Here is a 24,164-nt window from a genome sequence, read left to right as displayed (position 1 = left end):
CCGGTAGGCGCCCCGTTTCCATAAAGATATAAGCTAACAGGGCCGCCTCCCCGTCCGACTTAATTAGTTTTTTATGTCTTCTGCAGCTTCTTCCTGAGCCTCATCAGAAAAACCAGCAGTTTCTTGGATTTCCATTGCCCAGTTATGAATCTCCCCTGGGGATACCAAACGCTCTACAGCCTGTTCCGCCGTTGTTACGCCTAGCTTCTCCAGCAGGGGCTTGCTAGCGAAAGTAAAATCACTGCGTGGGTCTTTGTCTACAACTTCGATAATTAACCGTATTTTCAGTTTGTCGTCGTCGAAGTCCATTTCGGGTTTCTGGCCCTTCTTTGTAGGTTTAAGCTTAAAGCAACCTTTTTTTGCTGCTTTGTACTCCGGTTGGTCTACCGTTGTCCAGGGCACTTTACCTTGAAGCTTAGTTACAAAAAATTCTCCCTGGGGCAGCTTGGCCAAGTCTTTTGTATCTCGTGTTAGAATGTCGTCCAGGCTCAAGAAAGACGCTGTTTTTGTTGTCATATCTATCTCTCCTTCGATTTATGAAATAGAAAAAGGGACCAACTTACGCCAGCCCCATTAAAGTCTTTACTTCTTATTCGATAGTGTCCTGATATTCGTAACTGTCAGCCGTAAAGTTGATGTCAATTTCCACGGACTCCCCAAGTTTGTAGGCCATGATTGGATTGCTATCGAACGATACGCCGCGCATTAAAATTGCTTCTTGTCCATCGGAATTAGGGTCCGCTAACTTACCGATATAGTTAAACTTCGCAGCTGGATTATCTGCGATCTTTTTCTGCAGGCGGCTATCTACTTTCAAAAATTTGACCTTACCAGTGAGCTTACCACCCATAACTTTATGTTTAGAATGGAATTCACCCGGCAGCTTAAATTCTACTTTTTCGAATTCGTCTTTGAATTCGAATTCTTGTGTCGTATCTAATTCACGGCCGTTTTCGTCATAGACATAACCGTATAACCCGTTAATGATCTTATTTACATCTACATTAGGCATCTAATTTATCCCCTTTCTACGTCAGCCTATTAAAACTGTACGCCAAATTTTTGATAGATTTTTTCCATACTGTCTACCGGCTGATAATTTGAAACAAAAAATGCCTCGTCCAGCTTTGGCGTGAACGCGGCATCTTTACCGTGGTAATTTGGATCTTCTTTGTAACTGTAGCCTGGCTGCACCACTTCCATTCTTGCCAGGGGGCTAAAGAATTCGTCCTCTACTAACGATGCATAAGCCCTGCGGGCAGCTTCGGTATTACTTCGAGTCTTTTTATAAGCATTTCCGAACTGCTCCAAACTCCCGGCAATATGGTCTATTGCCGTATTGATTCGAATTTTCCCCATTTCAGGTACATCATTACCCACAGCGGCGGTCAAGGTATTCACACCTTCGTCAACCAATACCTGGCCACCCTCCATAACAAAAATGAGTGTACCGGCCTGTTTTGCAGCTGTACGACCACCTTGGGTAAGCGGCTTTTTAACATTTACTTTTTCAAACAGCACAACCTGATCCGTTACGCTGGCGTTCAATGCTATAGCAGCCACATAGGCTGCCGCAAAGATTGCCATATCAGCTGCTGTATACCCATCACAACCGTTTCCGACATTTACAGCGCCCCGATAGTTTAGTGATTTGGATACCGCATTGGCTAAGGCTAAATCATTATCCCAGGCTGTAGGGCCTCCACGTAGTGCCGTAATGTAAAAACCTTCGTCACGTACACGACGTAACCAGGCGTCTAATACAGCAAGTGTGGCCGTATCAGTTACACCGTCAAAAGCGATACTGTTCGCAGTGTGATCCGCCTCTACTTCTTGCAAGAACGCCCCGTACTCTGTCGCCGTAACCGTTGCGCCATTATTGCCGCCAGTAAACGGCACCCCAGCTGCCGCAGTAGGTAGCGCTGCCCCTGCAGCTTTAACGGTTACTATGCCAGTAGCGTCCAGCTTGGTTTTTAAACCGTCTACTGTTGTATCTTCTACAACGGCCAGCACTACGTTGTTTTCAATAATCTGTACAGCTGTAGCACCTGCAGCTGTACCAGGCTTTACAATTGCTTGGAAAGTGCGATCAGACGGGTATACTGTTTCCAGCGTCCAGCCCGTAGCTAATGTTGCGCTGCCCTTAGCGGCGTTTGCTGTTGCCATACGATACCCTACGACCTGGTACGGCAAAGCCTTATAGGCTAACGTCCTTACCTTTTGTGCCGTTGTTGGTTCTCCAATTCCAGCAGCTCCTTCCTTGGTGTTATACGTCGCGTCAAATTCAGTAGCACGCCCCATTACGGTAAGCGTGTTAACGGGCCCCCAATTAGCTGTAAAAGGCACAGCCACGATACCCCGTTGACCTGGCGTTATACTTTGCACAATCGCCTTAATAAGCGAGTATACGCCTGATAGTACCTTGCTTTGGCCCTCTTGATAAGTTCCAGCCATTACTTTTCTACCTCCTTAGTAAGAAAGGCTTCCAGGGCTTGCTGTGCTTCTTTCCTAGTTAAAGGCTCCGTATGACCATATAAAGCCCCGGCCATTAATTCTGGTGTAGTGCCGAAAGTCTCAGCTCCCGCAATAAAGTCCACAGGGTCGTTTTTGACTTCTACAGCCAGTTCTTTCTTTTCTGCTTTTTCGGCCATCTTTATAGCCCCTTTCTATTTAATTCAGGGCATTCCCGGCATTACAACCTTAGTAACTACTTTAGTTGCTGCTGGGTATACCGTACGATTTCGTTTGTATGTCGCTTCATATTCAACCCTGATAGGTATGTCCAGGCCTTTGGCGTTTTCGAAATGTAATTGTACTTCGCGCAACTGCCCTAGTATTACTCCTGTAGGTCCCGCCTGGTCGTATATCGGCAATTGGTTTATAAGCTTATGACGGTCCCGGTATTCTTCATTCAAGTCTGTTTCTAAGGCATCCTGATACTGTATGAGCTGATTTACACTAGCAACATATAACGTTCCAAACTGCGTAACTTTGTTTGTGTATTGCCATCGCCCCAAATTCCGTGCTTTGGCCCTGCTGGGTGCCTCCCATACAATAACAGGTCGGGCCAGCTGCGCCGGTGCTTCTGTTAATCTATAGCTAGCTAATTGCGCTGCACCCCATACCCAGCGCTGTATCGCGTCTAGTTCTTGGCTTAGGCTCACAGGCCCGTCCCCCTAACTTTAGTGTAATAATCGGTATAACCGTCTAAATTCAAAGTCCACAATATCAGGCATATCTTCTTCTAGGCGGTTCATAGTTTTTTCAAACATATGGGCTCCAGGAATGATTTTTCCTGATAGGACCATGCCCCCTATTTTCTGCGCCTTGGCTTGCTCATATGGTACGTAGTGAAAAACACCGCTCTTCCAGAAGCCTGGCACAAACCTGCCGGCTTTCTGTTCGAATCCGTCATTTATAAATTGCGCATAGGCTACAGATGTACCGACGAATATATACGAAGCCTTGCCCACCTGCAGCTGAAATACATTATTTTTATCCCCGAATTGGAAGGACTCCCGAAGAACTCCAGAACGTACAGGCGTTAAGTCGTCTAAGTGTGCCAAAGCCTGCATGCCAGACTTCCGTAATATACGGTCCTTAGTTGTCTTTACTTCCTTTTGTTCTAGCTGGGCCAGCCACTTCTGCCACTTCTCCATGCCTTCAATTTTAAATTCAAAGTCCGCCATACTATCCGCCTAAAAACATAAAGCCTTTGTCGATACTTGACGAATTTGACTGCTCATAGGCAGCTCTATATGGGTCTAGCATTTTGTCCACTGTTCCCAGGGGCTTGTTGCTTCGGTCACTACGTTGAAATTCCTGGCTAGGGGCTGCTATGGTTATATTCCCGTTTGTTGCATTTGTCTGCCCTTGCTGCCCTTCTGCTAGAATTTCAAATGCCATAGCAACAACAACCTTTAAATTCCTCTGGTCTGGGTCCCAGGCTAACAGCGGAGGATATCCGCCAATGTAACCCAAGCAGTAACTATTTGCACGCTGCAGATATGTGCTTACTTCCGTTGCTGCCATCTTATCTGCCAACGCGTAATACATAGGCAATTCTTGCGCTGCTAGTAGCATGTAGCCTGCCTCCTTATTTAAGCAAAGCTGCTGCCTTCCCTTGTGCCATAATCATATCGATAAGTACACCTTTTTTTACGTCATAGGGAAAGTCTACTTCTGCTAGTTTCGCTTCTGCTTTTAATTCTTCCAGCTTGTACTGGTCGTCCAGGGCTTTCTTTGTTAGCTCTACGTCATCTTCTGCAGTACCAGGTGCTTCGGCTCCACTAGATGCCAATACAGGGTCTACAGGGTCGCCTGCTTCGTTGACTGCATAGCCTTTACCTTCGTTGATTAAGGCCAGAAAGCTTTTATGGTCACCAAGAGTAATTACTTCACCTACGGCCACGTCTGCACCGTCTTTTGTAACACCTTCTACTTGGATAATAATTTTATACATAAACGTTTACCCCTTTCGATTTAAAGGCTGTAGTTTGACTACTACAGCCTGTTAATTACGTACTAGGTAAGAACCGTACAAGGTTGAATAAATTGTGGACCTAGAACTTTCGGGAAGGAAGAAGCAACAACCTGGATAATATCGCGTCTAGGCAATTCAGCATGAATGGTATGCGCAAAAATACCAGGATTCATTTCGTTCTCAATAGTAGGCCCCAATAGTTGCTCACCAATAGCTTTACCTTCTTTAAGGAATACGCCTTTGTTTGCCGCAAGTAAGCGCTGTGACACCCGTTTCCCGCCTGTTTTTACATCACGATAAGTAACCGAAGCGTCAAACGCTTCCATAGGTGCCATTTGACGTCCAATTAGAAACTTGTTAAGTTCAGTCAGTTCCAAAAGTTTCTCAGAAGCACCCGAAACAGCTTTTCTTACCGCAGGATCGTTAAGAACCGTTCGTATAACTTGAATAGACGTTACAAACGTGTCAGCACCCTCACCAGCTCGATCTAAGTAATCCTGATTCCATTTCTCATAATCAGTAATAATCGTAGTGCCTGTTATAGCATCCCAGCGTGTCGCGGCAGTTTTAAACTGTGCTGGGTCAAGTCCGAAATCAGTTGTCAGGTAGATACCGTCTTTTTCATAGATTAAACGGCCATTCCCCATTGCCTGCCAGCCCATCCATTCGATACGTGCGTCAATGTTCTCTTTAATCGTTTTCGCCTTACCCAAAAGCTGCGTTTCTGCGATTTTTCGACGTTGTGGGTTACCTTTATCCATAAGGGCCCCTAGTTCTTCCTTAGTAACAACGTATCCCTGAGAAATATCAGAGATTTCGCCACTTACGGCTTTCATTGGATCACGGTCAGTAAGCGGTACTTCCGCAAGGCCCGAAACGATATTCGCCATATCAGCCTGACGAACTACTTGAGATTCATGGAATTTAGTTTCGTAGGTTTCTTCCCTAGGTAAAAAACGGTGGGCAATGTACCCCTTTTTAATCGGTACCTCCTTAATCACATTTGTAAACAATGGGTTCGCAAAAAACGGACTATACTGTTCTAATCCTGCCATTATGTTAGTTCCCCTTTCAGTTGTTTAATTAAGCATGAAAAAAGCAGCCCAGGGGCTGCTTGATTATTAGAGAATTCGGATAGCTCCGCTCAGTTTGTCCTGGAAAGCTTGCGTCCAACCGATTAACATGCCTTGATAAACGTCAGCACGTACAAGTACCTGTCCTACGATACGGTCCGCATTACCACCGCTATCCTTTAATTCGAACTTTACTGATTGGTCCAAAATTACTGGATTAGATTTACCAGGTTCAAATGTACCGGCTGTAGTTTCCTTGTATTTTTCGTACTTTCCAGTTGTATTATCTTTAACCAGACATGTACCCTCCAGCACTAGTTCCCCGTTTGCGAATTTACTGCCATCCAATGTAATACCATTTGTAATATAGTTGTAGACTGGGCTAGCCTTAATTTCTCGGCCACCTAATACTTCAATTCTGCGGATTTGACCGTCATAGTTACCTACTGGCATTGTGTTATTCCCCTTTCGTTTGTTTAATTATCAAGCTTGATTCCCATACGCTGCAGGGCGTCATTTTTCATTTCCTCAGCTTTCGCAGCTTGTCTTGTTGAGCCTGAACCGCCTACAGCTCCTCCAGGTGCTCTGCTGCTAAATCCACCTTGTGGATGGGTTTCATCCTGGTTATCCGGGGTTCCACCCTCACCGTCTGCCGTTTTGAATAGGTTAGGCTCAGTCTTAGCTAGCTTGGAAATTACCCCTTGTACGCTTTTCTGTGTAGGCAGGCCGGTTTCATCGTCAAATTCGATTAAGTCGGCGTAGTCGCTCATAGCCCGTACAACTTGTGCAGGGTTATGCGGCTGGTATTTACCTGCCGATTTCAGTACAGCTACCTCTAGGGAAAGGTTTTTAGTCGATGCTTCCAGGGTTTTTACCTTCGCAGCATCCTTACGTAGCTGCGCTATTTCTTGTTCGGTGGCGGTGGCTCCTTTACCGTCGGATTCTTGGCCGGTCTTTGCCAGGGCTGCTACTGCGGTAATAAGCCCCTTATTATCGGCGTCAATTTCTACGCCTTGCTTCTTTAGTTCCTGGCGAAGCTTACGGTTAGCTACGTTAATAGCCATACGCTGCATATCTTCTTCGGAATAGATAAGCTTACCGCCTTCGGGTTCCTTTGGGTCAAATTCCAGGGCTTCGTCGTATTCCGCTTGTTCTAGGTCGCCGTCTTCCAGCAGGTCCTTTACCTTTGCTTCGTACTGTTCCTTTGTCAACTTACCCGCCCTGTATTTTTCCTGTAGCCTTTTCAACCACTCCATAGACACCTAACCTTTCCCGCAGTTAAAGGGCTGCTACCCCTGCGCCCCGTTCTTCCATGCGATACGGGTAAAACGCTTAATATGCAAGGTGCCATATGGCGCCCTTTTTCATGTAATAAGCTGAATACTTTCATTGCATGAAAAAAGGCAAGAAGTTTTACCTTCTCGCCTTCGCTTTTGTTTAGAAGGTCGGCTGGGGAAGCCCCCGGCGTTCCTGGTTATTCAAATACCGGCCTGGGTCGTCGTTTCGTAAGCGTTCGTCCAGGTCAATACCGCGCTGCTTCGCGTATTCTCGGTAGTCGGCTACCTTTACGTAGGTCCGTTCGCCGAATTCGCTAGGCGTGTCGCCGGCGCCCCTGGCGATCCGTTCCCTTACCCGATCCTTTACCCCGGAAACTACCGGGCTGTACTTGCAGCGGCAGTTCGGATGGTTCGGGATTCGTTCGCCAGGTCGCCCTGGCATTTCGGCCGTATCGTACGCCAGGTCGTATACCTTGCGGTCGTTCGCGGCGTCTTTCGGTGCCGTCCTGGCGTCCAGCGTAGCGTTCCAGCGCTTGCCGTCCAATATATCGGCGTTCTGCATAAATATATGGCTGCTTGCCTGGCTGGCGGCCCTGTTTATCTCGGTACGGGCCAGACGTACGCTGTTAAGGTAGCCTTCGCCGGCTATGTCTTCGATATGGCGGGCCGTTTTGTTCCAATCCCAGCCCATATTTACCGCATCGGCGATCCCGGCGCGCATTTTATCGGCCAGGTACGCCGTATTCGCGCGTATGCGGTCGCTATACGTATTGCCGTCGGGTAGCCAGGGATTCGCCAGCACGCCCATAACGCCGGCCGCGTTAAGCTGCGGGACGTTGATAGCCAGCTGCGTAGCCTGTTCCAGCCCCCAGGCGTGGAAGTAATAGCTATCAGCATACGTATAGGCCAGGTTACGCCGCATTTTTTCGGGCATATCCGCCTGGGCCAGCGCTACCATTTGCTGCGCCAGGATCGTAAGCCGGTCGATTTCGCGCTGCATGTTCCGATACTTTGCCGGGTCTATCGGGTCCTGGGTAATCGGGACGCGCTGCGCGTCTACCAGTTCAGCATGCAGCTTCTTCAATTCCTGCAGTATGCGAAATGTCGCCTGCTGCCAGAAGGGCAGGACTTCCTGGGCGAACAGCTGCTGCCGCCGGTCCAGGATTTCGTTATAGCGGTCTATATAGCCGTCCAGGTCCTGCTGCATGCGTTCTACAACAGCTTTTTCCTGGGCCTTGTTCGCCTTTGTTCGTTTTGGGGGTTTCGGATTTTGGGACATAAGTTACGCCTCCCTGGATTCGCCCGATTCTTCCCCGTCTTCATCTTCATTTTCTGTTACGTTAGTTTTACTGAATTCCCCACCCAATCCCATAGCTGCCAGTCCTGCCTGGCTTGTCCGTTTGGATGCAGCATCTTTTTGCGCCTTCATTTCGTCTAAGGCGGCCTTTGGGTCAGGTATAAACCAAAGCAATTCGTACAAATAACTATCCGGCACCTTATCCGTTAACAGACTTACGATTTGGGCAATCTCCAGATAGTTCTGCGGTAAGTTGCGGTTAAGCGTAAACTCTACCCATTCACTATCGTACAGACCATTTGCTGCAGGGTCCTGTAGCTTATCTTGATAACCCTGGGGTAATTGGCCATTACCTGCAAGCTTTCGGGCATTAAGGAAGTCAGTAAGTATAGCCAGCAGCTGCTTGATTGCACTTTTAAAATATGTTTCCTTTTTACCCGCCTTTATGTCTAAACCTGAGTACTTTACCTTAATTTCTGTAGCTGTAGCCCCGGAAAGGTCAGATAGCTTAGGCACGAAAGCCATTTCGTGTATCGTGTCCCTAGTGCGGTTAAGGTGATTTTCTACTGCCGTGTCTTCTTGCGATGGAGAAATGTACTCCGCATTAGCGTTTTCATTCTTTAGGGCAATTGCTCGCGCCTTCCTCATGGCCAGTACTTCGGCTTCTCCGCTTTTCTGATTACCCAATTGGACGCCTATCAATTTCAACAGTTGGTCCTGCATACGGTCTACAGCGTTCGCCTTGTCGCTCATGCTGTGGGCGTACTCGTTTACCAGGCTTAGAATACCACCCGCCAAGTCACTAACCCCGGCTTTCTTTTTACGTTCACTGTACCGTGCTGGTGTACCATTAAGGAATACAGCGACAGGGATACGGCCCGCCTTATGGTCAATTACGGCCAGGCCTTCGTCATTGTCTAAGCTGTATGACTCGCCGCTTTCGTCCGCTGTAACAGACGTTATATACCGGTTATCGTATATTTCAGCTTTGTAACGGAAGTCTTCCTGTGCCGCGTCAGGTTCCGCATTATCTACTAAGTAGAAACGTACTACCAGGCGTAGGCGCCCCCGTGTATCGAATACAGGTACGATTTCCTGATAGGGGAATTCTTCATAGTCAATCTTCCCCGATTCATCCACCCAGCCTATTACAGACGATACACCGGCTACCCCTCCCTGGGTAAGTGTTTCACGTAATACGCGCTGTGCATCTTCCGTTTCTAGCAGCTGCAGCAGCTCTTTGCGGTAGTCTTCCATTGTGGCTGTATCTGCACCGACTTGCTTCGGGTCCTTAAATGACCAAACAATAGGCTTACCTAGTAGGTAATCTACAGGTGTGTCCACTACTAGCTGTGCCATACTAGCCATTATCTTATGATTAACATCGTCCCCGCGGCTTTTGTCGCGGTTTTCGACCTCTTCCAGCTCGCCGTCATATGTTGCCTGGTAAAGTTCCACGTTTTGCGTCTTTATTAGCTCCTGGTGATCCTTAAGCAACTTAGCAAGCCAGGCGCTATTCGTCGTTACCCAGGCTTCGGCGGCTGCCTGGGCTTCGGTCAACGTAGCGTGTATATCTAACAACTGCGGTATCTTGTTTACTACGGCCACTTCGCCACCCCTTTCAATATCAGCCGCCTATATCAGCCCGGTTAAAGGCCGAAGCTTTCCATTTATCCGGGTCTTTGATGCCCCAGGCTGCACGTATAAGCATAAAAATAGCCAGTGCCACGTCATCATGCGGTACGTGGCCTGGCTTCCTTGGTTTTGCATTTCGTGGTACATGGTAGTTTATCTTTTGTGCCTTACGTGCTTCCCGTACCAGGTGTTCCAGCTGGTATTTTGCTTCGTCCCATAAGTCACCTTGCTGTAAGTCGCTTATCGGCCTTTTGGGCATCTTGAACATGCCCGCCTGAACTGTAGCATATACCAGATAACCCAGCTTGCTCTTATTCTCGTCACCTTCTGCCTTGAACTTATAGGCTTCTATAAGCATATCCGGCAGCTGCTCAATCAGCCAATAGGCAAGAGGTTCCCCGATCCCTGTAGCGTCACATACCCCGCCTACCGTACCCCAGTGCTTGAGTATCGTTTTTATCTGGCTGCGCTGCTCTGTATGCCCACGCCCTACCCACTGGTAGAAGCAAACAGGAACTAGTACACCATCTGGCATAAGCTCCCCTATTACCAGCTGTGTAGCGTCTCGCTTATGCTTTCCTGCCTCTACCTCTTGCTGGCCTGTGGGATTTTCCTCTTGACCTGCTACGTCAATAGCAAACGCATACCGGCTGCCTGGCTTGGGTCCTTGTCGCATGTCATATGGACTATCCGCAAATATCAACTTTAGTTGTTCTTCGTCAAAGTACCGCCCGATACTGTCCACAAAGTTAAGCAGGTACTGGGTCTGGATAGCTATATGGTTAACCCCTAGACGGGCTACCTGGTTTTCGAAGGCCTTTTTATAGCTGTCGTTACCAGAAGCTATAACTCTATGGGCGTCGATCTTAAATACTAGCTTAGGCCTATACCCTAGATCATCTTCTAGGCGCTTCTCCATTTCATAGCTTTGCTGCATGGCCTTGTATATATGGCTTTCCTTTGTCCAAGCTACACCCCAGAAAACGGTTGTCGCATTTTTAAAGCTTCCCATAGGCTGCGCGTCACGTTCCCATTTGGCGCTATCTATGTCCTGGGCTTCGTCACCCTCCAGCAATGTAAAAGCTGTCTGCGAAGCCACATTAGCTGTAGGGTTGATAGAAAGGAACGCCCACTTATTCGAATCCCTTGGCTTACCTATATGGTACTTGTAGCCGTCAGATTTACGGTAAAGCTTCTTCGTTAATATGCTGCCTGCCATGCCCCCAGCGTCCGGGGCGTCGGCTCCCTCTAGCCTGTCCATACTAGCCTGTACCTGCGGCTTATGTACTGGGGCAAACTTTACGCCTGATACTGGAATACCGTGATACCAGCCATATAACAGTAAGTACTGCTCTATAAAGGCTGATTCTTCGTTCTTCCCACTTTGCCGGGTCTGCATAACGGTAAACTGCCACCCCTGGGCAGCCAGGCATGAATAGATAATAGCGTCTACTACTTCCAGCTGATAGTCGAAAGGATCATTACGTCTTAGCAGCCGCCAGGCTTCTCGTAAGTTCTCACGCAGAAAGATTTCGCCCAGGTCTTTTATTGTGTTGTATGGTACGCCTTCCTTGGCTTCCTGTACCGTTCTTGGTACGGCAGTCATTGTAGGTGCCCCACTTATAGGGTCTACGTCTTCCCTGTAGTCGTATTCGACAAGCTGATAGGCGCTACTTCCGTCGATCATGCTTGTATCACTTCCCCAGGTGTTAGGCTTTCCGCAGTGCCGTATAACTCTTTAGGTTCCAGAATCAAGCTGCCATCCATACATACACTTACTATAACGAACTCCTTGCCTAATACCATTACCAAACGCCCGGCCCATAATTCGTTATTGGGGTGCTGTACAACATGTGTCATGTCCCTTTCTCCTTTCTGTAGAAGCAATTACTTTCAGGTAACAAAAATCGCTATTATTACACTCAGTTAACACCATAGGCACAACAATACCTATTCTGCAGGGCTTTCCGTTCTTGCCTGCGGCTTACCGCCCCAGCTTACGGATACTTTGCCCTGGCTAGCTGCCTGTAGCTCCTTATTGATAGACGTCAGTAGATCGTCGCCAGAATCTTGCGTTAAACGGGCATGCTTTTCGATAAGCCGGCCTAAAGTGTTTAGGGCCCTGTCCAGGGTGCGGTCTTCCAGGCTTCCAGCATGGTAATAGCTTCGCCCGTTTTCCCCATCTGTGAAATAGACCTTAGTCTGTCTATCAGCGTATTCTTCGGCCTCTACTGGGGTACGTTCAGCTACCCAGCGTTCGACTTCCTCCAAATGCTTTTCGCCGCACTTGGCGCTAATACAGTAACCAGGCTTTACTTCCAGTTCCCCGTACACATGAACGGCCCCACAATCGGGATTCATGCATTTATACTTTACATACTCTTCGGCTAATTTGGCCTTATAGAAACGGTCCCATCTGCGCCGCCAGCGTGATAAGTACACTAGTATTTTAGCCTTTAGCATGTAGATTTCATGCTGTAAGCCTAGGCTAGCCTCTTCTAGCTGTTCTTCGTATACTTCCCGTTCCTCCGGGCTTATCGCCTTGCTGTAGAAACCGTGCTTTCTGGCGTTTTGGCTAACGGCTGCCTTTCCTGCCGCTGTCTTCGGCCCCGTATTCATACCGCCGCAATATTTACACCGGCCATAGCCTGGGTGATCCGTACCCGTACCAGCTAACGCCTTGCAGAAGCCGCCGCCTTTCTTAATGGGCTTATTTGCTCCACAACACAATACCGTTTTTCCTCTGCGCGATTCTAAGCGGTTCTTTTCGTCGGCTTTCTTGTGCAGCTGCCGTTTGGCGTTCATGTCGTACGGGTCCAGCGCAGTTGCCGGCGTAGTCTGTTCGTCGGTCAAAACTCGCGCCCCCTTGTCTAGAAAATAGAAAAGCCGACCTAAGTAGGCCGGCGGAATTGAGAAGTAAAAACTTCTTTACTTATGGATTCTGTTCCGAAAATCAGGGGTCAGCCTCTGGAAATACCGTTTCCGCCCCCAGCTTGTGCTTCATCCTCTAAGCACAAGTAATGCATCTTACCTAAAATATACGATTTTGAGCGCATTTTGTCAACCCCTAGCGATTCGGTCATATAAGGCCTGTATTCCAGCTGCCTTTCCGTTCACCTGAATGTAAAGCTGCTCGATAGCCAGGTCGCAACGGTTATAATAAACCGACTTCGATATCCCCAGCATTTTAACCGTATCTTTAACCGGCAGCTGCCGCGTCCACCTGCACTTTACTACAGCCCGCATAAACGGCGACAGCTCCGCGATAGCATTATCCAGCATGATCTTATTCAGCCGGCCACCACTTACACCGTCATAAGCCTTTGGCCCGCCATTCTGCGGCGCAGCGTCCGGGTTAGGCATCTGGTCGCCGGTCTCCAGCGTATGGTAATTTTCCAACAAGCGGCGGATATTCTTTTTAGATACAAACCCCTCTATTTTAAGCACAAACAACACTCCCCTAGTAAAATATGTAAGTACCTTAGTAAAAATAATAACTATATATAAATAATAAATAATCAATAATAAATATTTATATAATATAAGTGTTTATTAGTAGTAGTTAATTAAGTACTTAAGGGTTTAAGAATATATAACTGCTGGAGTATTTCGGTGAGGGGTGCTTTTCGAAACTCGGCTGGTGCTTGTCCATTTTCGTATCAAGTACCCCTCACCTAAAACCCCGCGTTTTTATATATTGCTTTCGTAACCCGTTTAACTGTAAGGCCTAGCTTAATTTGAGCTATTCGGTTCTTCTTTTGGTCTTATCAGTATATACTAGGTTCATCCGCAGAGATCAAAGCGAATCTTCCTGCCTTAAAATTGCCCTCTTGCGTTAAGGAAAGCAAGTTCCAAAGAAATTTCTCATCGCACTTTAACATCTCCTGGAACTCCATGACACCCCGGTTGGCTTTATTCAGTTCACCGTCGAAACGATAGGCTCGTGGATCAGATTCTGAACCGTATTCGGTAATCGTCGAGAAGTCGATACTTCCCGTCAAATCCGCAATATCCTGCGACTTCGGATCAGACGGACTAAATGTCCCGATACCAATACGATTTTCTTCCGAGATCAGCACCCGCTCAACTAATACATTTTCAATTTCTCCATTATATTCGGTACGGAGACGCATTTGGCACGATGGGCATAAATTGCCCTCAATCCGAACACCAAGTGCTTTCTCTACTTCTGGCCGCAGCTCATTCGGTACGAGATGCAAGGCTTCTTCATGCATAGGGCAGCCTTTGATCGCATATACAGCGCCTCGCTCTTGCCGTGAATATTGCTCCAAGCCGCGTTTTAGCATCGTGACAAGTGTCGATTTTCCTCCACTCACTGGCCCCATTAGCAATAGAATCCGCTTGCGTACATCCAGCCGTTTCGCTGCGGAGTGAAAGTATTCTTCCACCAGCTTCTCAATCGCTCGATCCAGCCCAAATATCTCTTGTTCAAAAAACTTGTAACGCTTATGCCCATTCACTTCTTCCACACCATGTGAAGAAATCATCTCATACACCCTTGCATGGGCGGTCATCGCCGGAGCGGGGTCGCGTCGCAACAGTTCTACGTATTCTTTGAACGTACCGGTCCAGCTAAGCTGTTCACTCTCGGTACGGTGTTCAGCTATTCGCTTGAAAATGTCCATCCCTCTTACCTCCATTGCTCCCGATTCACAACACTGCCCTCCATCGCCATCTTACTTCTGTCGTTGTTATTAATAGGCGCGTGCCACCTTGAGGATTGACTCGCGCTAATGAACCAGCAACCTAAAAAGAAAAGTGTATTACATACCTATGCGCATAGGTGGGATTAGTTTCTAACAATTTTGCCTGAGACAATATTGTTAGATTCTCTTCTAGGAGGCAGAACGAGACGGTTAAAACGCTGGCTAACAGGAATCGTGATATAATGGAATTTGTAGCGATTATGAGCGTTTCGCGCAAGGCATGGAGGCTGCGCATGAAGTAGACAAGGACGGGATGAAGAATGACGAAACGACAAGAAACCGAATTGTATGCACCTTTAAAACAATACTGGGAGCAGTTGGGGTATGAGGTCCGTGCTGAAGTACGACATTGCGATCTCGTTGCCATTCACCCACAGTTCCCCGAACAACCGGTCATTGTAGAAATGAAAGCAAGCGCGAATCTTACCTTGCTGCTGCAAGCGCTGGATCGGCAAAAATCTGCTGCCCACGTATTCATCGCAATAGAAGCCAAACGCGGCAAACAAGCTAGCCAGAAGCGACTTCGCGCCGTAGCTGAACTATGTCGACGGATTGGGATTGGCTTTTTAACCGTAACTCTCTATGCTCGCAAGCCGGCATTTGTAGAACTACATACTACACCCTATGGATGGGAGCAACGAAGCTCGCATCCTTTGTACATAAGCGCTGGTGTTCATGAACAGAGTGAGGGCTATAGTGATCAGAACGTTCCTGCAATTCCTCCCAAAAAACCAATAACGGCTCGTCAAGCCAAGCTAATACGGGAATTCAGCGGACGAAGTGGTGATTATAATGTAGGCGGATCTACGCAACGCCCGCTCGTCACCGCTTACCGAGAGAAGGCACTTCGTGTCGCCCTAGCCTTGAAGCAAGGGCAAAGCAAGCCTGTTCGAGTCAAGGAAGCAAGCGGCATTGGAGATGCCGCTGCTATTTTGCGTCACAACTATTACGGTTGGTTCTCCCGTATCGAACGTGGCCAGTACGCCCTGACCAAGGCCGGAGAAGCGGCGTTGTTGCAGTATGCCGAAATTGTAGATTTATAAATAAGTTGTTATCTGTTACACATCTGCATAACGACCCGTAAATTCGCCAATTGCTTCCCCAAGGCGCTCCATGCCTGTACGGATGACGTCAGGGGAAGCAAAAGAGAAGTTGAGCCGCATCGTATTGCGCTTACAATCTTCAACATAGAATGGGAAGCCTGGTACGAAAGCGACGCCTTTCTGTACAGCAACACGAAGCAAATGTTCAGCATCCAATCCTTCGGGCAGTTCCAGCCATAAAAACATTCCGCCCTGCGGCTTGTTCCACTGCGAACCTTTCCACGCTTCATTCTGCTGCAAGCTTGTTAACATCGTCTCCATTCGTTCCTTATAAATGAGAGACACTTTATGAACATGGTCATCTAATGAAAATGAATCGGAACGGAGCAATTCGCTTAATAGGAGCTGATCCAATACACTGGAATGCAAATCCGCCGATTGTTTGCCTCGTGCAAGCATTTGAATAATGCGTCGATCCGCAGCAACCCAGCCTGTGCGCAGACCAGGGGCAACAAGCTTGCTAAACGTACTCGTATATACAACAAGTCGATCTGGCGCATCACCTTCCAGGGCAGCGAGCGTTGGCAGCTGCTGATTGGTAAAGCCTAGCTCCCCATAAGGATCATCCTCAAAAATAACAGTTCCTGTTCGACGACACTGCTCCAACAAAGCTTGACGGCGAGCCAAACTCCATACACGTCCCGTCGGGTTGCTGAATGTCGGAACCACATACACCATCTTCGGACGATATTTGTCCAGCTTGTGAGCAAGATCTTCTGGAATCATGCCTTCTGCATCACTTTGCACCCCAACAACTTGAGCACCGTACAGCTTCATTACTTGTAAGCAAGCCAAGTATGTAGGGTTCTCTACTAACACGACATCGCCTGGATCAATGAATGCTTTGGCCATTAAATCAATCGTTTGCTGTGAGCCGGAAGTTAGCATCACCATAGAAGGCTCAACAGTAATTTTTTTGTGAAGTTCCATACGTTTTGCCAGCTGTTCACGCAGTTCCATAATACCCTCGGTGACCCCATACTGTAACGCTTTAGGACTTTGCTTAAGTACGATGTTGCTGACCTTGCGTATCGCTTCCATAGGGAACCATTCCTCCGCAGGGAGTCCCCCTGCAAAGGAAATGATGGATTTACCTTGAGTAAGCTGCAAAATGTCACGAACAACCGAACTTTGTACGGATTGAATACGATTCGAAAACGTATATTCCATCTGCCAGCTCTCCTTTCATCTTTCTAAAAAGAATACACTTCACCTTTTCAATTGGCAATTTTTTTATGTGCAATACGTAAAAAAAACAGAACGAGGAATGTCTTCTCTTCGTTCTGTCTTCTAAAACTCACGTATAAAAGCGGGGCTATTTGTTCTATTTCGCTGACGCATTCCCACTCATCGCATATTCAGATTGCTTCTCTGAGCTTAGCGGCACGTTGACTTGAATAAAGGAGCCGATCTGATCAGGATATTGCGTGGAAACAAATTTTCCATCTAACATGGTTACTCTGTTTCGCAATTGCTTGAACGTATATTCCTCAATGACTACTTCATTCATGTCGTAATGGAACCCTATCCCATTGTCCCTATAAACAATATGAGCATGACCATCATGGACGTTAATCTGAAGTTGAAGCTCTGTTGCATACCCGTTTACCTTGCCATTGTACAGCAGCAGCTGAGAGATACGGAATACACCCGTGACCCAATCTTCCGTCTGAACGTCCAGTACAAGTGAAGGTTCATCTACATGGAGAATCACTTTCGTTCGATCTGTGAACTCCCTTTCGATCCATTGACGAAGAGCATTAGCGAATCCAGCTGTTTTCAACAAGGTAGGCTTTAATGTTTGACATAAATGCTGCAACTGACTGTTTACCTCGAAAATGCTTTCCTTCACTTCAACTAAGACGATTTTGTGCATTTCTTTGCTCAATTCCGTATCTGCACTATGGAGGCTTTCTTCCAATGCTACCGTAACATCATGAAGCAAACGCATGACACGCTTCTGAATTTCCGCAGAGAATCTACTCCGTTCCTGTTCATCCATATCAAAAAGATCGCCCATCACATGGCGCTCTATCGATTGTCTTAACTCGGAGTTCCTGTCTGTATAGCCCGACAATTGCGTACGAAGCGTTTGAACATGATAAATATGATTTAAGCTAAGTGATAAATAAGTAATCACTTGCTGCATCCACTTATCTTCTTCGTGGTTAAGCTTCGCCTTTGTAGACTTGCGCACAATGACAACATAGTAGATCGAATCAGCCCGCAAATTGATTTCGTACCAAAAGTAATGATGATGACGGAAATGAGAAGCTTTCAACTGACGCTCTACTTTTTCCTGATCGACATCACCTTCAATGGACATTTCAATCGTACCCAAATGGTCTTTACGTACAAGCGCAACTCCATCAGCATCAAGGGCTTTCACAATGAGCGGAAGTATTCTCGTATACCATTCATCTTGATGCTGGTGCTGACCAAGCCGCTCTGCAATAACGATTAATGCGTGATGCAGCTTGTGCTTGCGAGGAATTAGAACCGCTTCTAGTTTGTTTACGTAATAGTCAAGCGTATGTGTAATCGCAGTAATAACAAATACCATAAACAAATAAGTAAAGAACTGATAACTAAAAGGACCCTCCTGAACAAATACGACACCATACCAACCTAGAATGAGCGCGCTCGGCACCATGGCAATTAACACATGGACAAACAATCGTCTAAGAATGACACCAATATCATTTAATTGGTAGTGCATCGTCAACAATGCAAATACGAGGAGCATCATAATAGCAATCCAGCCAGCAACGAGCGGAGGCACAAGTGGCGGCAGTCCCATCAAATGCGGAATGAAGGACAGACCTATGACCGGTATCGCCGCGATGCTCACAATCACAAACACGATGAATACGACCGAACTGAAATACGAGCGCTCATGCCTGAATCTTAAATATAATCTCGTTATGTATATTAATGTGACCCCTATTACAAAGGCAAAAAACAAATAAGTAATCATGTCATCAAACTGGGTAGAAGCATATGACCATTGCGTCAATAAATACATCCATTTGACAACGAGGCAAATAATAAGCGAACCGTACAACCATTTAATATGTTGCATTGGCAGCTTGATGCTAGACTTCTCTTGTATAAAAGAGCAAATAAATTGCAAGAATAGAATCGGCAAAATCATAATGCCGCTATACATAAGCCATCTACCTACGATATCTCCACGTATCGATGCACCATAAGAGATGTACACCAAACTAATCGATAAAAAAAGTAAGCTTAGCTGTACAATCGCCGTCGATGCACCTCGCCTCCGATAAAGGAACTGCGCGATAAAGAGTAAAAATATCGTTGATACAACAGGTAACACATCATATAGATGATGAGGTTCCCCACTAGTAAGATATACAAAATGATAATGTCCGTCTCTTTCTAGTAGAACATTCTCCGCCTGTTCAAGCTTTCCCCACTTCTGCAAATAAAAATGGGTTGTCGCAGGTTGTCCATTTACCTCTATTAGTCGGTCGCCCTTCTGTATATGAAAGTCTGCACCGACTCCTCCATTAAGCGCGTAGGATACACGCCAATCATCATCGTCCAATTTGGCATACACACCAATAAAAGGGTGTGAAAATGTGACAATTATGAGCCAAATATATACGAGACCGAGAGCTATCAGCCCACACTTGCGTATAAAAGTAAGATTCATCTTTTCCCTCAATCCTATAACAAATACTAATTACGATAAGCGCACAATTCGACGCCATTCTCTAAAAACTAACATACTTTGATTGTATAGAAGCATGCACATATGCGCAATGAAAAAAAGTCCTATCTGTTCTTTTGAAGGTGAGCGACTTCGTGCATATATAAGGTAGTTTTTATCGCCAATCAAGAAGTTGATAGGATTCAAGAAGCTAAATCTATCAACTCTATCTAATGGTGAGAAGAAAGTTGGCCTTTTTTGCTTGCGCTTGACGGTCGTGATAGAATAATAGGATGTATTGAAAGATTTGGGTCAACTTGGATAAAAGTAGCTTTGAGGTGATTGGATATGCAACCTTCTTTCGAGAATGAACGGGAGCCTTCCCGCAGATCCCGAACGAAGGCGAACAGAGTAAGCCCCGCATGGTTCTTATTGTTCTGGTTCGTCATGATTGCGGTCGGGATAACCGCAACTTATTATTACAGTCAGCACATGAAGCAATCCATGATTGAACAGGTGCAGGCACAAACAAATGCGCAGATTACCAACATGCAGCGCAATTACGAGAAGCAGTTGAAGCAAATGAATGACAAGCTCGACCAGATGCAAAGCAAAGTACAGTCATTTAATGAATTGCTTGAGTTTACGAAGGACAATGCGTCTAACAAAACAGATAACAGCAATAAGCTTTACTCTCAGTTGAATGAAGTGAAAAAGCAGTTGGCAGCACTGCAGAAGAAAATGGATCTTTTAAAATGATTGAGGACAGCCGATGACACAAGTTAAACAAATAAACCGCATGTTTATGATGGTTGTCGCTCCGTTCATCGGGATGATGATATTCATCCTCATCTCTTCCTTACAAGTATCCATTCAACTGACGCTGCCAGATAATGCTTCGTTCACGCAAGATTGGAATGAGAGTCAGAAACAGATTACGCAAGGGTTAACGAAAGCCCAGCACACCGCAGAATATACAATGGAGACAGTAGGTCGTGTTTCCAAGCTGTATCAAAAGACAACGAACGCAATGAATTCCATTGTTAACGCCGCTTCTGCGCAGTCTAAGCGTCCTGAACAAATTTACAATCGTCGCATTACAGCCAAGCTTGGCACACCTATGGACCAAGTCAATAGTGATAAACTAACAGCAGAATTATATCGCATAGGATCAACATCCTATAATGGCTACGCGATGAAAGTAAAGCTGAAATCATCTGATGCAATGAAGATGACGCTTGGCAATGACAAGTTCGGCGGCACTGAAACGACAATGCAAGCTGTACAGCGTTATGGCGCTGTTGCAGGTGTCAATGCAGGCGGATACGCAGATGGCGGTGGTGGAAGATATCCACTAGGCACTACCGTTATGAATGGCAAGTATATAGGTGGGTTCCATCCAAGCTTTAAGGATCTTACCTTTGTCGGCTTTGATAAAGAGTCTAAGCTCATTGGCGGTAAATTCTACAGCCAATATCAATTGGACAAGTTGGATCCACATTTCGGTGCCAGCTTCGTTCCTCAGCTTCTGCATAATGGCGTCTCATTAAAGATTCCTGAGAAGTGGGCAAGCTCTCGCGCTCCACGAACCGTTATCGGAAACTATAAAGATGATCAACTTCTCATTATGGTTGTAGATGGCTATGATGAGAACGGAAACTCCGGAGCATTGCTATCAGAGATGCAGAAGAAAATGCAAAATCTCGGTGTGCAAGATGCTTATACGCTCGATGGCGGCGGTTCATCTTCTTTAATTTTTAAAGGACGAGTTGTCAATAGTCCATCGGATGGACACCTACGCCAATTACCGACACATTTCTTGTTTTTCAAATAGTCTCTAGCATAAGATGACTCGTAGATGTAATCCAATTTCGTAGAAGAGACTTCCTATCTCTATCCATTCATGTTTTCATTTTCTTTTTGGTATGTATTGGTTATAATAATGGTAGTTTGTAGGAGGTGCTTCATATGACATTCTGGATTATTATGCTCGTATTCGTTTTGTTCTTATTGGCTATGTTCACCTCTGGATACAACGAAGATAAGACCGCTGGTCTGTAACATCATTGACCAATAAGAGCAGTGCGAGACGTCGGCCAAGTGCCGGCGTCTTTGCGTATTTACGCCAACTTCATATAGTTTTTCGATAACAAAAAAGAGGCATTGACCTTGCAATGCCTCTTCCTTGCCCCCTATTTACCTTACCAAATGCGTCATTTCGGTCATGCATGTTGAACAGATATAACGTTCTTTAAATTCTGCTACGCCATCCATATTACCGCAGAATACACATTTTGGACGGTAACGCTCCAAAATGATATGATCCCCTTGAACTAGAATTTCGACAGGATCCCCTTCATTCATCTGATAACGTTTACGTAGTGACTTCGGAAGTACAATGCGCCCCAATTGATCGACTTTTCGGACTACACCGGCAGGTTTCATCAGATCCACCTCTCTTTGCTATCTCTCATGACTTACCCTTTTTGAACTCTGCCCCTACTTATTCGATGCCTGATCTGAAAATCCTGCTGAAATTTGTCAATTTTTTTAGGTTTGCTTTATTTTTTGTAACAAAGTGACTAAATGTCGCATAAAATCACGATATTAGGTCTCAATACTCATAATTATAGGCGTTCTTTCTCAGACATTTCACTGCCTACCCTCAATTTCTATTGTTCCTAATTGTTAGTTACATTCGTTAATCCAATCCTGGATAACCTAGCTGTCTTAATGCTTCATATACTACGATTGCTGCCGTATTGGATAAATTCAAGGAACGAACTTTATCTGTCATCGGCATTCTCATACATGTTTCCGCGTTTGCAGCAATTAAAGATTCAGGCAACCCCTTCGTTTCCTTACCGAATACGAAGAAATCCCCATCTCGGAATTGAAAATCACTGAAATTGTTCTTCGTCTTCGTTGTGGCATAAAAAAAACGCGCTCCCGCGTGTTTGTCCTGCAATTCCGCAAACGAATCATAATAATGAACTTGTACGGCACTCCAGTAATCCAAGCCTGCACGCTTCAACGTGCGATCATCCGTATTAAACCCAAGCGGTCTAACCAAATGCAGATGGGTCCCTGTCGCTGCGCATGTACGAGCAATATTGCCTGTATTTGCAGGAATTTCAGGTTCGACGAGTACGATATTCAGAGCCATCTGTTATTTCACCTCACATTCATTCATGCCCTTATTATACACCAATGCACAAAATGAATCGATAAATGTCTTCTGCGGCTTATAATTTTGGATCTCCAGACTGCTGTATAAACATAGTTCATCGTGGGATGAACGGACTATCAAGGAGGGAGACTCGGATATTTTGTTCGTTCAACATGACACTACAAAGTATACAAATCTGTTGTTCCCTCTGGTTCTTAGCTACTGAAAATGTCATTACATGATTCGAGTGAGTGGTGCAATTCATAACGATCTATATCTATTGTTATATATGCGCCAATGTATTCGCGAAGACTATAGATTCGTTACTTTACAATATTAGATACGGGATAGGATTTGCTCAGATGGCTGTTAGCAGCCCTTTGTAAAAAAGATAGGATTGCTTTCCATGCATGCTGTTCAGCTGCAGCAACCGCAGCAGGGCTTACATTAGGATGGAATACAACTGCAGGCAAGTTAGGAAGGAAGAAGGAGTGTCCTGCATCAGGATAGCGTAAATGTTTCACTTCATATGGATATGAATGATCGGATAGGGTGTTTTGGATAGACGAACTCATATCTGAGGTTGGCCCCATTTCATCTTGATCACCGGAAATAAGCAGCACATTCGCGCTCATTCGCTCAACTGGAATCCGAGATTGTTCAACCGCTTCTGTATTTTGCAAAGCACGTGTAATAATATCTCGCAAACTGGATTTATCAAAAGATGCGGTAGCTGTATAATCATCCGGATAGGGAAGGAATGCGAGCGGCTCCCCCTGATAGGACCAGGAGGATTGGGGGATATGATTCGTCATGGAGATCCCTTGCATAACAATATGGGCAGGTGCAATAGCTACAACAGAGCTTATCGACTCGTGGTATGTGCTTCCGAGCAGCAATGAGAGTTCAGCCCCCTTTGAAATGCCGACAACCCCTATTCGTTCACTGTCAACTTCAGCTCTTTGCTGTAACCAATCGATGCAACATTCAAAAGATTCTAGCGGAATGTCTACTAATTCTTGAGGCAAACCATAACTACCTTGATAATCAAAATAAGCAACCGCCATCGTTGCAATGCCTCTCGAAGCAAGTACAGAAGCAATTTGAGCAGACCAACCAAACCCGCCACCTGACCCGCCTACGATGATGACTGCAGGCAACTTGTTGTAATCCTTGCTGGTAGTTGTTTTCGTGGCTGGCATATAATATTGTCCAATAAATCCATCAGTAACATCGATCACCTGAACATGGTCAGCTATAAAATTCATTTCGAATGAATGTTCAGCTACAACTGTTTTCGCTTTATAGGAATCGTCTTTTGCAATATTGCGGTCATCCCCTTGTGCACAGATGAATTCGTGTACTTTTACGCTGTAGCAGTTAGGATTCAAGCTCATCTTCATATAAAAAGGTATAGAGTGGGCATGCCCCCATGATAGTTCCCCAGCCTGCTCCTTCAACTGCATAGACCAGAACAAACCATTTGCCATAATGCCGCTGTAGCTCCCGCTGCGCGCAGAATGAACTGCCGTATCAAGTTCCCCTTTGTTATTAGTTTCAAACTCTGCATTAGAGCACCACGTGCGTCCTAGATCATCCAGCATCTCAACCACGATCTCATACAGCCCTTGCGGATGAAGACCAGTAATACAGAAACTTATCGGCTCATCCACCATACAGCTTGCTCGATTTACCTCGATTGATACGTTTCGACTCATCATACT

General features: G+C 46.0%; 25 protein-coding genes and 1 pseudogene. 3 read left to right on the top strand and 23 right to left on the bottom strand.

The features are described 5' to 3' along the window. Window positions 1-63: 63 nt before the first annotated feature. The 18 genes and pseudogenes from FPZ44_RS03615 to FPZ44_RS03535 form a co-directional block, all read right to left on the bottom strand. The gene (locus tag FPZ44_RS03615) at window positions 64-516 is read right to left on the bottom strand and encodes a phage tail assembly chaperone (protein ID WP_144987476.1); all 453 of its coding nucleotides are present in this window, start codon (window positions 514-516) and stop codon (window positions 64-66) included. Window positions 517-589: 73 nt separating this feature from the next. After that, on the bottom strand, window positions 590-1,012 hold the full coding sequence (locus tag FPZ44_RS03610) for a phage tail tube protein (RefSeq protein ID WP_144987474.1): 423 nt from the start codon (window positions 1,010-1,012) through the stop codon (window positions 590-592). Window positions 1,013-1,041: 29 nt separating this feature from the next. Next, window positions 1,042-2,454, bottom strand: coding sequence for a phage tail protein (locus FPZ44_RS03605; protein WP_144987472.1), 1,413 nt, complete (start codon window positions 2,452-2,454; stop codon window positions 1,042-1,044). Continuing rightward, the gene (locus FPZ44_RS03600; protein ID WP_144987471.1) at window positions 2,454-2,651 is read right to left on the bottom strand and encodes a YqzN/YkzM domain-containing protein; all 198 of its coding nucleotides are present in this window, start codon (window positions 2,649-2,651) and stop codon (window positions 2,454-2,456) included. Before FPZ44_RS03600 ends, FPZ44_RS03605 begins: the two co-directional genes overlap by 1 nt. Window positions 2,652-2,675: 24 nt before the next feature. Then, a complete protein-coding gene (locus tag FPZ44_RS03595; RefSeq protein ID WP_144987469.1) occupies window positions 2,676-3,164 on the bottom strand; it encodes a hypothetical protein in 489 nt (162 codons plus the stop codon). Between the two features lie 18 nt (window positions 3,165-3,182). Next, window positions 3,183-3,689 (bottom strand): HK97 gp10 family phage protein, encoded by a 507-nt coding sequence (locus tag FPZ44_RS03590; protein WP_144987467.1) that lies wholly within the window; start codon window positions 3,687-3,689, stop codon window positions 3,183-3,185. A 1-nt stretch (window position 3,690) separates the two neighbouring features. After that, on the bottom strand, window positions 3,691-4,083 hold the full coding sequence (locus FPZ44_RS03585; protein ID WP_144987465.1) for a hypothetical protein: 393 nt from the start codon (window positions 4,081-4,083) through the stop codon (window positions 3,691-3,693). A 13-nt stretch (window positions 4,084-4,096) separates the two neighbouring features. Next, window positions 4,097-4,462, bottom strand: coding sequence for a hypothetical protein (locus tag FPZ44_RS03580; protein WP_144987463.1), 366 nt, complete (start codon window positions 4,460-4,462; stop codon window positions 4,097-4,099). Between the two features lie 62 nt (window positions 4,463-4,524). Beyond that, window positions 4,525-5,538: a major capsid protein gene (locus FPZ44_RS03575; RefSeq protein WP_144987461.1), complete on the bottom strand. Its 1,014-nt coding sequence runs from the start codon at window positions 5,536-5,538 to the stop codon at window positions 4,525-4,527. Window positions 5,539-5,604: 66 nt separating this feature from the next. After that, on the bottom strand, window positions 5,605-6,009 hold the full coding sequence (locus FPZ44_RS03570) for a hypothetical protein (protein WP_144987459.1): 405 nt from the start codon (window positions 6,007-6,009) through the stop codon (window positions 5,605-5,607). A gap of 23 nt (window positions 6,010-6,032) precedes the next feature. After that, complete coding sequence (locus FPZ44_RS03565) at window positions 6,033-6,812, bottom strand: hypothetical protein (protein ID WP_144987457.1); 780 nt, start codon at window positions 6,810-6,812, stop codon at window positions 6,033-6,035. Window positions 6,813-6,993: 181 nt separating this feature from the next. Next, the gene (locus FPZ44_RS03560; protein WP_222429787.1) at window positions 6,994-8,112 is read right to left on the bottom strand and encodes a phage minor head protein; all 1,119 of its coding nucleotides are present in this window, start codon (window positions 8,110-8,112) and stop codon (window positions 6,994-6,996) included. 3 nt (window positions 8,113-8,115) lie between these two features. Next, complete coding sequence (locus tag FPZ44_RS03555; protein WP_144987455.1) at window positions 8,116-9,738, bottom strand: phage portal protein; 1,623 nt, start codon at window positions 9,736-9,738, stop codon at window positions 8,116-8,118. Between the two features lie 19 nt (window positions 9,739-9,757). Continuing rightward, a complete protein-coding gene (locus FPZ44_RS03550) occupies window positions 9,758-11,452 on the bottom strand; it encodes a terminase (RefSeq protein WP_144987453.1) in 1,695 nt (564 codons plus the stop codon). Beyond that, window positions 11,449-11,625, bottom strand: coding sequence for a hypothetical protein (locus FPZ44_RS26320; RefSeq protein ID WP_186785903.1), 177 nt, complete (start codon window positions 11,623-11,625; stop codon window positions 11,449-11,451). Before FPZ44_RS26320 ends, FPZ44_RS03550 begins: the two co-directional genes overlap by 4 nt. A gap of 90 nt (window positions 11,626-11,715) precedes the next feature. Continuing rightward, window positions 11,716-12,570 (bottom strand): hypothetical protein, encoded by an 855-nt coding sequence (locus FPZ44_RS03545; RefSeq protein WP_144987452.1) that lies wholly within the window; start codon window positions 12,568-12,570, stop codon window positions 11,716-11,718. A gap of 255 nt (window positions 12,571-12,825) precedes the next feature. After that, window positions 12,826-13,128 (bottom strand): sigma-70 RNA polymerase sigma factor region 4 domain-containing protein, encoded by a 303-nt coding sequence (locus FPZ44_RS03540; protein WP_144987449.1) that lies wholly within the window; start codon window positions 13,126-13,128, stop codon window positions 12,826-12,828. A 419-nt stretch (window positions 13,129-13,547) separates the two neighbouring features. After that, a pseudogene (locus FPZ44_RS03535) lies at window positions 13,548-14,411 on the bottom strand (protein prkA); the annotation flags it as partial. A 341-nt stretch (window positions 14,412-14,752) separates the two neighbouring features. Between FPZ44_RS03535 and FPZ44_RS03530 the strand changes: the two are divergent. Further along, window positions 14,753-15,535: a DUF2161 family putative PD-(D/E)XK-type phosphodiesterase gene (locus FPZ44_RS03530; RefSeq protein ID WP_144987447.1), complete on the top strand. Its 783-nt coding sequence runs from the start codon at window positions 14,753-14,755 to the stop codon at window positions 15,533-15,535. 15 nt (window positions 15,536-15,550) lie between these two features. On the opposite strand, the gene FPZ44_RS03525 is transcribed toward FPZ44_RS03530, so the two are convergent. Together FPZ44_RS03525 and FPZ44_RS03520 are read right to left on the bottom strand one after the other, a co-directional pair. Further along, on the bottom strand, window positions 15,551-16,765 hold the full coding sequence (locus tag FPZ44_RS03525) for an aminotransferase-like domain-containing protein (RefSeq protein ID WP_144987445.1): 1,215 nt from the start codon (window positions 16,763-16,765) through the stop codon (window positions 15,551-15,553). A gap of 154 nt (window positions 16,766-16,919) precedes the next feature. Beyond that, complete coding sequence (locus FPZ44_RS03520) at window positions 16,920-19,274, bottom strand: sensor histidine kinase (protein WP_144987443.1); 2,355 nt, start codon at window positions 19,272-19,274, stop codon at window positions 16,920-16,922. A 345-nt stretch (window positions 19,275-19,619) separates the two neighbouring features. Here FPZ44_RS03520 and FPZ44_RS03515 point away from each other — a divergent pair, with 345 nt between their 5' ends. Together FPZ44_RS03515 and FPZ44_RS03510 are read left to right on the top strand one after the other, a co-directional pair. Then, the gene (locus tag FPZ44_RS03515; protein WP_144987441.1) at window positions 19,620-20,030 is read left to right on the top strand and encodes a hypothetical protein; all 411 of its coding nucleotides are present in this window, start codon (window positions 19,620-19,622) and stop codon (window positions 20,028-20,030) included. A 13-nt stretch (window positions 20,031-20,043) separates the two neighbouring features. After that, window positions 20,044-21,105: a phosphodiester glycosidase family protein gene (locus FPZ44_RS03510; RefSeq protein WP_144987439.1), complete on the top strand. Its 1,062-nt coding sequence runs from the start codon at window positions 20,044-20,046 to the stop codon at window positions 21,103-21,105. Between the two features lie 362 nt (window positions 21,106-21,467). Here FPZ44_RS03510 and FPZ44_RS03505 read toward each other — a convergent pair whose 3' ends face one another. From FPZ44_RS03505 to FPZ44_RS03495, 3 genes are all read right to left on the bottom strand, one after another. Further along, on the bottom strand, window positions 21,468-21,716 hold the full coding sequence (locus FPZ44_RS03505; protein ID WP_028594356.1) for an AbrB/MazE/SpoVT family DNA-binding domain-containing protein: 249 nt from the start codon (window positions 21,714-21,716) through the stop codon (window positions 21,468-21,470). Between the two features lie 256 nt (window positions 21,717-21,972). Further along, window positions 21,973-22,437 carry a tRNA (uridine(34)/cytosine(34)/5-carboxymethylaminomethyluridine(34)-2'-O)-methyltransferase TrmL gene (gene trmL, locus FPZ44_RS03500; protein WP_144987437.1) on the bottom strand — a complete coding sequence of 155 codons (465 nt, stop codon included), beginning with the start codon at window positions 22,435-22,437 and terminating at the stop codon, window positions 21,973-21,975. Between the two features lie 326 nt (window positions 22,438-22,763). Continuing rightward, entirely contained in the window at window positions 22,764-24,161 is a 1,398-nt protein-coding gene (locus FPZ44_RS03495) for an acyl-CoA thioesterase/bile acid-CoA:amino acid N-acyltransferase family protein (RefSeq protein WP_186785902.1), read from the bottom strand. Window positions 24,162-24,164 lie beyond the last annotated feature (3 nt).

Source organism: Paenibacillus agilis, from assembly GCF_007786455.1.
In the GTDB taxonomy this organism is placed as follows: domain Bacteria; phylum Bacillota; class Bacilli; order Paenibacillales; family Paenibacillaceae; genus Paenibacillus_B; species Paenibacillus_B agilis.
This window is presented reverse-complemented; position numbering and strand designations above follow the sequence as displayed.

Bases quoted from the DNA above. Each gene is read 5' to 3' on its own strand.
- FPZ44_RS03560 (WP_222429787.1), bottom strand. From the start codon at position 8,112: ATGTCCCAAAATCCGAAACCCCCAAAACGAACAAAGGCGAACAAGGCC.
- FPZ44_RS03565 (WP_144987457.1), bottom strand. From the start codon at position 6,812: ATGGAGTGGTTGAAAAGGCTACAGGAAAAATACAGGGCGGGTAAGTTG.
- FPZ44_RS03545 (WP_144987452.1), bottom strand. From the start codon at position 12,570: ATGAACGCCAAACGGCAGCTGCACAAGAAAGCCGACGAAAAGAACCGC.
- FPZ44_RS03495 (WP_186785902.1), bottom strand. From the start codon at position 24,161: ATGATGAGTCGAAACGTATCAATCGAGGTAAATCGAGCAAGCTGTATG.
- trmL (WP_144987437.1), bottom strand. From the start codon at position 22,437: ATGGCTCTGAATATCGTACTCGTCGAACCTGAAATTCCTGCAAATACA.
- FPZ44_RS03590 (WP_144987467.1), bottom strand. From the start codon at position 3,689: ATGGCGGACTTTGAATTTAAAATTGAAGGCATGGAGAAGTGGCAGAAG.
- FPZ44_RS03520 (WP_144987443.1), bottom strand. From the start codon at position 19,274: ATGAATCTTACTTTTATACGCAAGTGTGGGCTGATAGCTCTCGGTCTC.
- FPZ44_RS03505 (WP_028594356.1), bottom strand. From the start codon at position 21,716: ATGAAACCTGCCGGTGTAGTCCGAAAAGTCGATCAATTGGGGCGCATT.
- FPZ44_RS03550 (WP_144987453.1), bottom strand. From the start codon at position 11,452: ATGATCGACGGAAGTAGCGCCTATCAGCTTGTCGAATACGACTACAGG.
- FPZ44_RS03570 (WP_144987459.1), bottom strand. From the start codon at position 6,009: ATGCCAGTAGGTAACTATGACGGTCAAATCCGCAGAATTGAAGTATTA.
- FPZ44_RS26320 (WP_186785903.1), bottom strand. From the start codon at position 11,625: ATGACACATGTTGTACAGCACCCCAATAACGAATTATGGGCCGGGCGT.
- FPZ44_RS03610 (WP_144987474.1), bottom strand. From the start codon at position 1,012: ATGCCTAATGTAGATGTAAATAAGATCATTAACGGGTTATACGGTTAT.
- FPZ44_RS03530 (WP_144987447.1), top strand. From the start codon at position 14,753: ATGACGAAACGACAAGAAACCGAATTGTATGCACCTTTAAAACAATAC.
- FPZ44_RS03600 (WP_144987471.1), bottom strand. From the start codon at position 2,651: ATGGCCGAAAAAGCAGAAAAGAAAGAACTGGCTGTAGAAGTCAAAAAC.
- FPZ44_RS03525 (WP_144987445.1), bottom strand. From the start codon at position 16,765: ATGGAATATACGTTTTCGAATCGTATTCAATCCGTACAAAGTTCGGTT.
- FPZ44_RS03510 (WP_144987439.1), top strand. From the start codon at position 20,044: ATGACACAAGTTAAACAAATAAACCGCATGTTTATGATGGTTGTCGCT.
- FPZ44_RS03515 (WP_144987441.1), top strand. From the start codon at position 19,620: ATGCAACCTTCTTTCGAGAATGAACGGGAGCCTTCCCGCAGATCCCGA.
- FPZ44_RS03540 (WP_144987449.1), bottom strand. From the start codon at position 13,128: ATGCCTAACCCGGACGCTGCGCCGCAGAATGGCGGGCCAAAGGCTTAT.
- FPZ44_RS03615 (WP_144987476.1), bottom strand. From the start codon at position 516: ATGACAACAAAAACAGCGTCTTTCTTGAGCCTGGACGACATTCTAACA.
- FPZ44_RS03585 (WP_144987465.1), bottom strand. From the start codon at position 4,083: ATGCTACTAGCAGCGCAAGAATTGCCTATGTATTACGCGTTGGCAGAT.
- FPZ44_RS03605 (WP_144987472.1), bottom strand. From the start codon at position 2,454: ATGGCTGGAACTTATCAAGAGGGCCAAAGCAAGGTACTATCAGGCGTA.
- FPZ44_RS03580 (WP_144987463.1), bottom strand. From the start codon at position 4,462: ATGTATAAAATTATTATCCAAGTAGAAGGTGTTACAAAAGACGGTGCA.
- FPZ44_RS03575 (WP_144987461.1), bottom strand. From the start codon at position 5,538: ATGGCAGGATTAGAACAGTATAGTCCGTTTTTTGCGAACCCATTGTTT.